This window comes from Nonomuraea sp. NPDC003201 (assembly GCF_053590415.1).
The window spans coordinates 1-5,197 of the sequence record NZ_JBSFTC010000522.1; the positions used below are offsets into that span (position 1 = coordinate 1).

General features: G+C 70.0%; 7 protein-coding genes and 1 pseudogene. 5 read left to right on the forward strand and 3 right to left on the reverse strand.

From position 1 onward, the window contains the following. Positions 1-94: 94 nt before the first annotated feature. The 3 genes and pseudogenes from ACWDX9_RS59640 to ACWDX9_RS59650 all read right to left on the reverse strand — a co-directional run. Positions 95-263 (reverse strand): annotated as a pseudogene (locus ACWDX9_RS59640) (helix-turn-helix domain-containing protein); the annotation flags it as partial. A gap of 370 nt (positions 264-633) precedes the next feature. Beyond that, positions 634-861, reverse strand: a complete 228-nt coding sequence (locus ACWDX9_RS59645; protein WP_449972622.1) for a hypothetical protein — start codon at positions 859-861, stop codon at positions 634-636. Positions 862-1,209: 348 nt separating this feature from the next. Beyond that, complete coding sequence (locus tag ACWDX9_RS59650) at positions 1,210-1,827, reverse strand: LuxR C-terminal-related transcriptional regulator (protein ID WP_449972625.1); 618 nt, start codon at positions 1,825-1,827, stop codon at positions 1,210-1,212. 172 nt (positions 1,828-1,999) lie between these two features. On the opposite strand from ACWDX9_RS59650, the gene ACWDX9_RS59655 reads away from it, so the two are divergent. The 5 genes from ACWDX9_RS59655 to ACWDX9_RS59675 are packed head-to-tail and all read left to right on the forward strand — an operon-like array spanning position 2,000 to position 5,066. Further along, positions 2,000-2,287 carry a hypothetical protein gene (locus ACWDX9_RS59655; RefSeq protein ID WP_449972628.1) on the forward strand — a complete coding sequence of 96 codons (288 nt, stop codon included), beginning with the start codon at positions 2,000-2,002 and terminating at the stop codon, positions 2,285-2,287. Further along, positions 2,284-3,192: a hypothetical protein gene (locus ACWDX9_RS59660; RefSeq protein WP_449972631.1), complete on the forward strand. Its 909-nt coding sequence runs from the start codon at positions 2,284-2,286 to the stop codon at positions 3,190-3,192. The genes ACWDX9_RS59655 and ACWDX9_RS59660 overlap by 4 nt, the downstream gene beginning before the upstream one ends. 17 nt (positions 3,193-3,209) lie before the next feature. Next, positions 3,210-4,385, forward strand: a complete 1,176-nt coding sequence (locus ACWDX9_RS59665; protein ID WP_449972634.1) for a hypothetical protein — start codon at positions 3,210-3,212, stop codon at positions 4,383-4,385. 13 nt (positions 4,386-4,398) lie between these two features. After that, on the forward strand, positions 4,399-4,842 hold the full coding sequence (locus tag ACWDX9_RS59670; protein ID WP_449972637.1) for a hypothetical protein: 444 nt from the start codon (positions 4,399-4,401) through the stop codon (positions 4,840-4,842). Beyond that, positions 4,839-5,066: a hypothetical protein gene (locus tag ACWDX9_RS59675; protein ID WP_449972640.1), complete on the forward strand. Its 228-nt coding sequence runs from the start codon at positions 4,839-4,841 to the stop codon at positions 5,064-5,066. The genes ACWDX9_RS59670 and ACWDX9_RS59675 overlap by 4 nt, the downstream gene beginning before the upstream one ends. Positions 5,067-5,197 lie beyond the last annotated feature (131 nt).

A 5,197-nucleotide genomic window follows, 5' to 3' on the forward strand; every position in this document is an offset into this window, starting at 1 on the left:
CTTGGTTCCGTCTCCTGGGTGGCCGGAGCTCGCGCCGCCACGCGAAGCCTTTGCAGGGTTATGACCTGGGCGGATGTAATTATCGGCAGGCGCACAGCTCACGCTTGGACCAGTGCGTGGCCCCGGCCGGCCGCCTCTTCCAGGGTGCGCACCGCCACCTCCTCCACCTGAGCATCGGTGATGGTACGCGGCACCCGCGGCCGTGGCTCATCGCTCAGCCCGTCCAGCCGGCGGGCAAGGAACCGGCTGCGCCAGCGGGCCACCGGGTTCGCCGTGACACCTAGCACGTGAACACGGCGGGAGGCATGCTCGACTATGGCGAAGCAGTACAGGCGGGCGAACGTGATCGTCTCGACGTGGAAGAAATCAGCGGCCAGTATCCCGGATGCCTGGGCCTTCAGGAACGGCGCCCATATCTGGTCGCCGCGCCGGGGCGCGGGATCGATTCCGGCCTTCCTTAAGATCGCCCGCACGGTGGCGGGGGAGACCCTGCGGCCCAGTCCGGCGACCTCCCTGGCGATGCGGCTGTAACCCAGCTCGGATTCTCGCCGGCCCTCTGCAGGACCAGGGCTCGAATCGTGGGACGAATCGGTGGTCGTCCCGGCGGGCGGCCTGGGTAGGTCTACCGTCGCTTCACCAGGTCGGCGTGCCAGCGTAAACCGTCTGCGGCGTCACGAACAACCGGTGCCGGCCACGTCGCGGCAATAGCCGGGCAAGCGCGTACAGGATCCCCCGGTCTGCCCATGACGGGCGGGGTGCGCCGACCTGGCGGCGCAGGACTGAGAGTTGGTGACGCAGGATGAGGATCTCCATATCCTTGGACGCCTGTGAACGGGTGAGCAACACGATCCAGCCGAACACCCTCAAGACGATCAAGTACAGCGGTCGCAGAGCCATCCCACGAGCTTGCTGCAACCGAACCGTCTGGTAGTGCGAAATCCCAGATCAGGCCCTGGGGCACGGTTTCGGCACCCACAGGGTTCAGCGGGTGGACGCCGAGCCTGGCGGCGTCTGCGGACGTACGTGAAAAGACCTGGACCTGCGCATCCACGGCAAAGGGCCGCTCGACGACCGCGGTCGTATCACCCTGCTCAAGTTGCGGCAAGCTCGCTGTTCCGGGTCGGGCGTCAACGGCGTCGGCGGGCCGCTTCGACGGCGAGGACAGCTGATCAAGCGGAGTCCGGCTTGCGAGACCGGAGCGGAGGGCGTTCATATTGTCAGCGAGCGCGGCCGCACCGCCGCCACCGCGTCGGTACGGCGCTTCACCTCAAGTTTGCGCAGCAGGCTGTGAATGTGGTTCTTCACGGTCGACAACGCGATGCTCAGCGTACGAGCGATCTCCTTGTTCGACAGCCCCTGCTCGATCAGTTGCACGATTTCCCGTTCACGCCGGGTGAGTCGGCCCACCAGCGGGGACGCCCGGTCCTGGCCGCCGAGCCGGGCGAAGAGCCTCGCCGTGACGTCGGGCGGGCACAGGATCTCCCCGCGCATCGTGCGCTCGATGACCGCCACGAGCTCCTCCAGTGTCCCGTCCGCGTTGAGATAGGCCGACAAACCGGCCTCCGCGCAAGCGATGACGCTGTCGGCGGTCCCGGACACGCCCAGTCCGACCACCTTCGTGCCCGGCATCGCCACCCGTAGCTCTCTGACCGTGGCCCACCTCCCGGTGACCCCGAGGTCGAGCAGGAGCACGTCCGGTCGCACCGCGGACAGCTCCTCGGGGCACGAGCCGACGCCGACCACGGAGATCAGCGGGTTGCGCATGAGGAAATTCCGCAGCCCCTCGCGATAGAGGCGCACGCTCGCGAGAATGCAGACAGTGATCATCTGATTTCCCCTCCGTGATGGAGGGAGCGGGGCCGCCGCCTTCTGATACCCGTGGAACTAGATCCCTTTTAGACCCATGGATCCATTTACCGGCCGGTGCGGCGAGCCGAAGATTTGCGGGATGGAGCCTGAGTCCACGCGGATCCACATCGTCCTGTTAGGGATGCCGACGATGTTGCGAGAGATCGTGCGAACGGTGATCGAGGAGGACCCCGGGATGGACGTCATCGCCGTACTGCCCAGCGGCGACCTGCGGCGGGCGCTCTATCTCGACCCCGACGTGCTGATCAGCGGCGGGGACGAGGCCGACGCCTTCCTCAAGGAGCGGTGCGCCGCGAGGGCGATCGCCATCTCCGGCGACGGGCGCATCGCGACGCTTTGCGAGATGCGTCCCCATCGCGAGTCCCTGGGGGAGTTGTCCGCCGAGCGGCTGGCCGAAGTGATCCGCGGTGCCCGATGAACGTCGTCGACAAGGTCCTCCTCACCCTCGCGGATCCGGCCGCGCGTACGGCGCTGCTGGACGAGCCGGCCTTGGAGGCGGTTGTCGCCGCCTCGTACGACATCGACGCGCGGGCGCCGTACACCCCGCTCTTCGAGGAGTTCACCCTCGGCCCCGCGGTCACCGCGCCGGCGACGCTCGACGGCTACCTGCACAAGCCGGTGTCCGGCGAGCGGACCGAGGCCAGCGTGCGCATTTCGGGCCTGAGCGGTGGCGGGCCCGCAGTGGCGGCGCTGTGGCGGGGGGCGGTCGTGGCCAGGACCACCCGCCTCGACCCGGTCATCCAGCGGGTGGACGCCGCCTGGCCCGCGCTCGGCGCGATCGACGCCGACATCGTGGCCGACCTGGGCGCGCTGCCCGCCGACCCCGCGGTGCTCGAGGCGGAGCGGCGTACCCGGCTGAGGGAGCGCCTGGAGCCGGATCAGCCGGAGGTCGTCACCGACGCGCGGTTGGACGCGTTGCTCGCCGGCCGCAACGTGGCCGAGCGGCTGACGGGCGGCGCGCTGGGTGGGGTCCGGGTGTCGTTCTCGGCGGCGGCGGCACCAGCCGCCGCTCCGATCACGCTGCCCGTCACCGCCGTCTTCCTGGCCCGCGACACCGGTTTCTCGTTGACCGGGCTGCTGGCCGAGACCCGATTCGTGCGCGAACGGCTCATCGCCGCGGGAACCGAGCGCGCCGCGCCCGTCACACTGCCCCGGCGCACGCCGGTCGTCGCGATCTGGGTGCTGCCCGCCGCCGTCTTCGACGACGACGACTGGCCGGGCGCGACCAGCGGCATGACCGCTGCCCAGCGCAGGGCCGCCCGCCGCGCCGCCGCCGCCGCATGGCTGCGCGGCGAGGCCATCGCCCTAGCCATCTCTCCGTGAGCGAAAGAAGGATCCTCATGCCAGTGGCCGCAGCGTTTCCGTTCATCGAGGTCACGATCGACACCTCGGGCCTGACTCCGGTCGCCGAGCGGTCGCCGAGCGTCGTCGCCGTGGTCGGCAAGACCGCCGCAGGGGCGGCGGGCGGCTCGGCCAAGCCGAACGAGCCCCACGTGGTGGACACCCTGGCCGCCGCCGCCGACCTGTTCGCCAAGGTCACCAACGGCGTGGTGGGGGAGACGCCGCTCTACCGGTCCCTGCGGGCCGCGATGGGCCAGTCTCCCAAGGCGTCCAAGGTGTACGGGGTGACGGTGCAGGGCAACGACTACGCCGCGGCGCTGGCGTCGCTGGAGCCCGCCGACGACGTGACGTTCGTCGCGCTGGCCGAGGAGACGAGCGTCGGGGCCGCGGCCGCGGGCGGCACCGCCGCCACCGGGCTTCACGCGCTGAAGGCGCACGTCGAGGGCATGCTGCTGAACGGCCAGCGCCGGCTCGGCGTGGCCATGATCGACCCGGGCACCGCCAAGTCGCCGACGTACGTGGCCGACGTCCTCACCACCGTGCAGCCACTGCGCAGCGATAGCAGCCGGATGGTGCTCATCGCCGCGAGAGGCGCCACCGGTGACGCGGCCGCCGCCGCTATGGGCGCGATCGCCGGGTACCCGCCGCACATCTCGGCCGTGCTCAAACGTGTCCGCGGCGTGAGCATCCCGCTGGCCTCGCAGTACGGCCCGAGCGAGATCAAGGGCCTGTCGGAAGGCGGCGTCATCCCGCTGATCGATCCGGTGCTGATCTCCGGCAGCGGCCTGCATCTCGCCGAGGGCCGCTGCTTCACCTCCGACGACGACCAGCTGTTCGTGGACACGGTACGGACACTCGACGACATCGACTTCCGCCTGAAGGCGGGCTTGGTGGGCGCGATCGGCGACGCGCGCATCACCAGGGCAGGCTTGATCCAGCTGAAGAGCCGTTTCGAGTCGATACTCGGCCCGCTGCAGCTGCGTGCCGTCATCGACGCCTACAGCATCAGCATCCCGGTGCTCGACATGTTGTCGGTCCCCGAGGCCGCCCGCTCTGCCACCGAGACCGGCGAGATCGCCAAGGCCCGCGCCAACCGCAGGGTGGACGTGCTGGTCTCGATCACCTACGGCCCGGCCGTGCACCGCCTGCTCGTGACACTCGCCCCGAAGTTCTGACGAAGGGACCGCCATGCCCGACTGGAAATCGCACCTCGCTGTCTCCTACAACGACGGCAACGGCGACGTGCTCATCACGCCGCTCAGGTCGTTCACCCCGTCGTTCTCGCTGAACGCCGAGGCGCAACACTCGTGCGAGGCGAGCCACATCGGCGTGATCTACAGCCCGCAGACCCTGTCGTTCTCGCTCACCGTGGACGCGGCCGGCCCGGCGGCGGCGCAGCTCACCATGCTGGCCCTGGCCGGCACCCGGTTCAAGATCCTTTTGCAAGAGGCCGGTGACGAGCGGCAGGACTGGGCATTCGCCTCGGTGGTGATGGAGGACTGTGTCATCACCTCCGCCACCCCGTCCACCGCCACCGTGTCCGGTGTACCGTCCGCCACGTTCTCCGGCTTCTCGCTGAAGGCGGGCGCGACCCCGCTGGGCGCCACCGACGCGGTCACGGTCCCGAGATGATCGAACGGGTCCAGCGGACCGGCCTCGCCGTCGTCCACGAACAGGAGCTGATCATCCCCGCGCCCGGCTCGGCGGCCCAGATTGTCGCCGCCGAGGACGCGACGGAGATCCGGTATGTCTTCCCCGTCGAGATCGAGGTACGCGGCGGCCAGGAGCCGGTCGACGCGGACGCCATCGCCGAGCACACCCTCCGCCGTCTCACGCAAGGATTGCGATCGTTGTAATGCGTACCGTCGTGGAAGTCCCCATAAGGGTGCGGCTGGACGCCGTCGTGCTGGCCGACGACGCCGGGCCGCTGGTCGCCGACGCGGTACGCGCGGCGGCCGGGCGGGCGCTGGCCGCCTCCGCGGGGGCC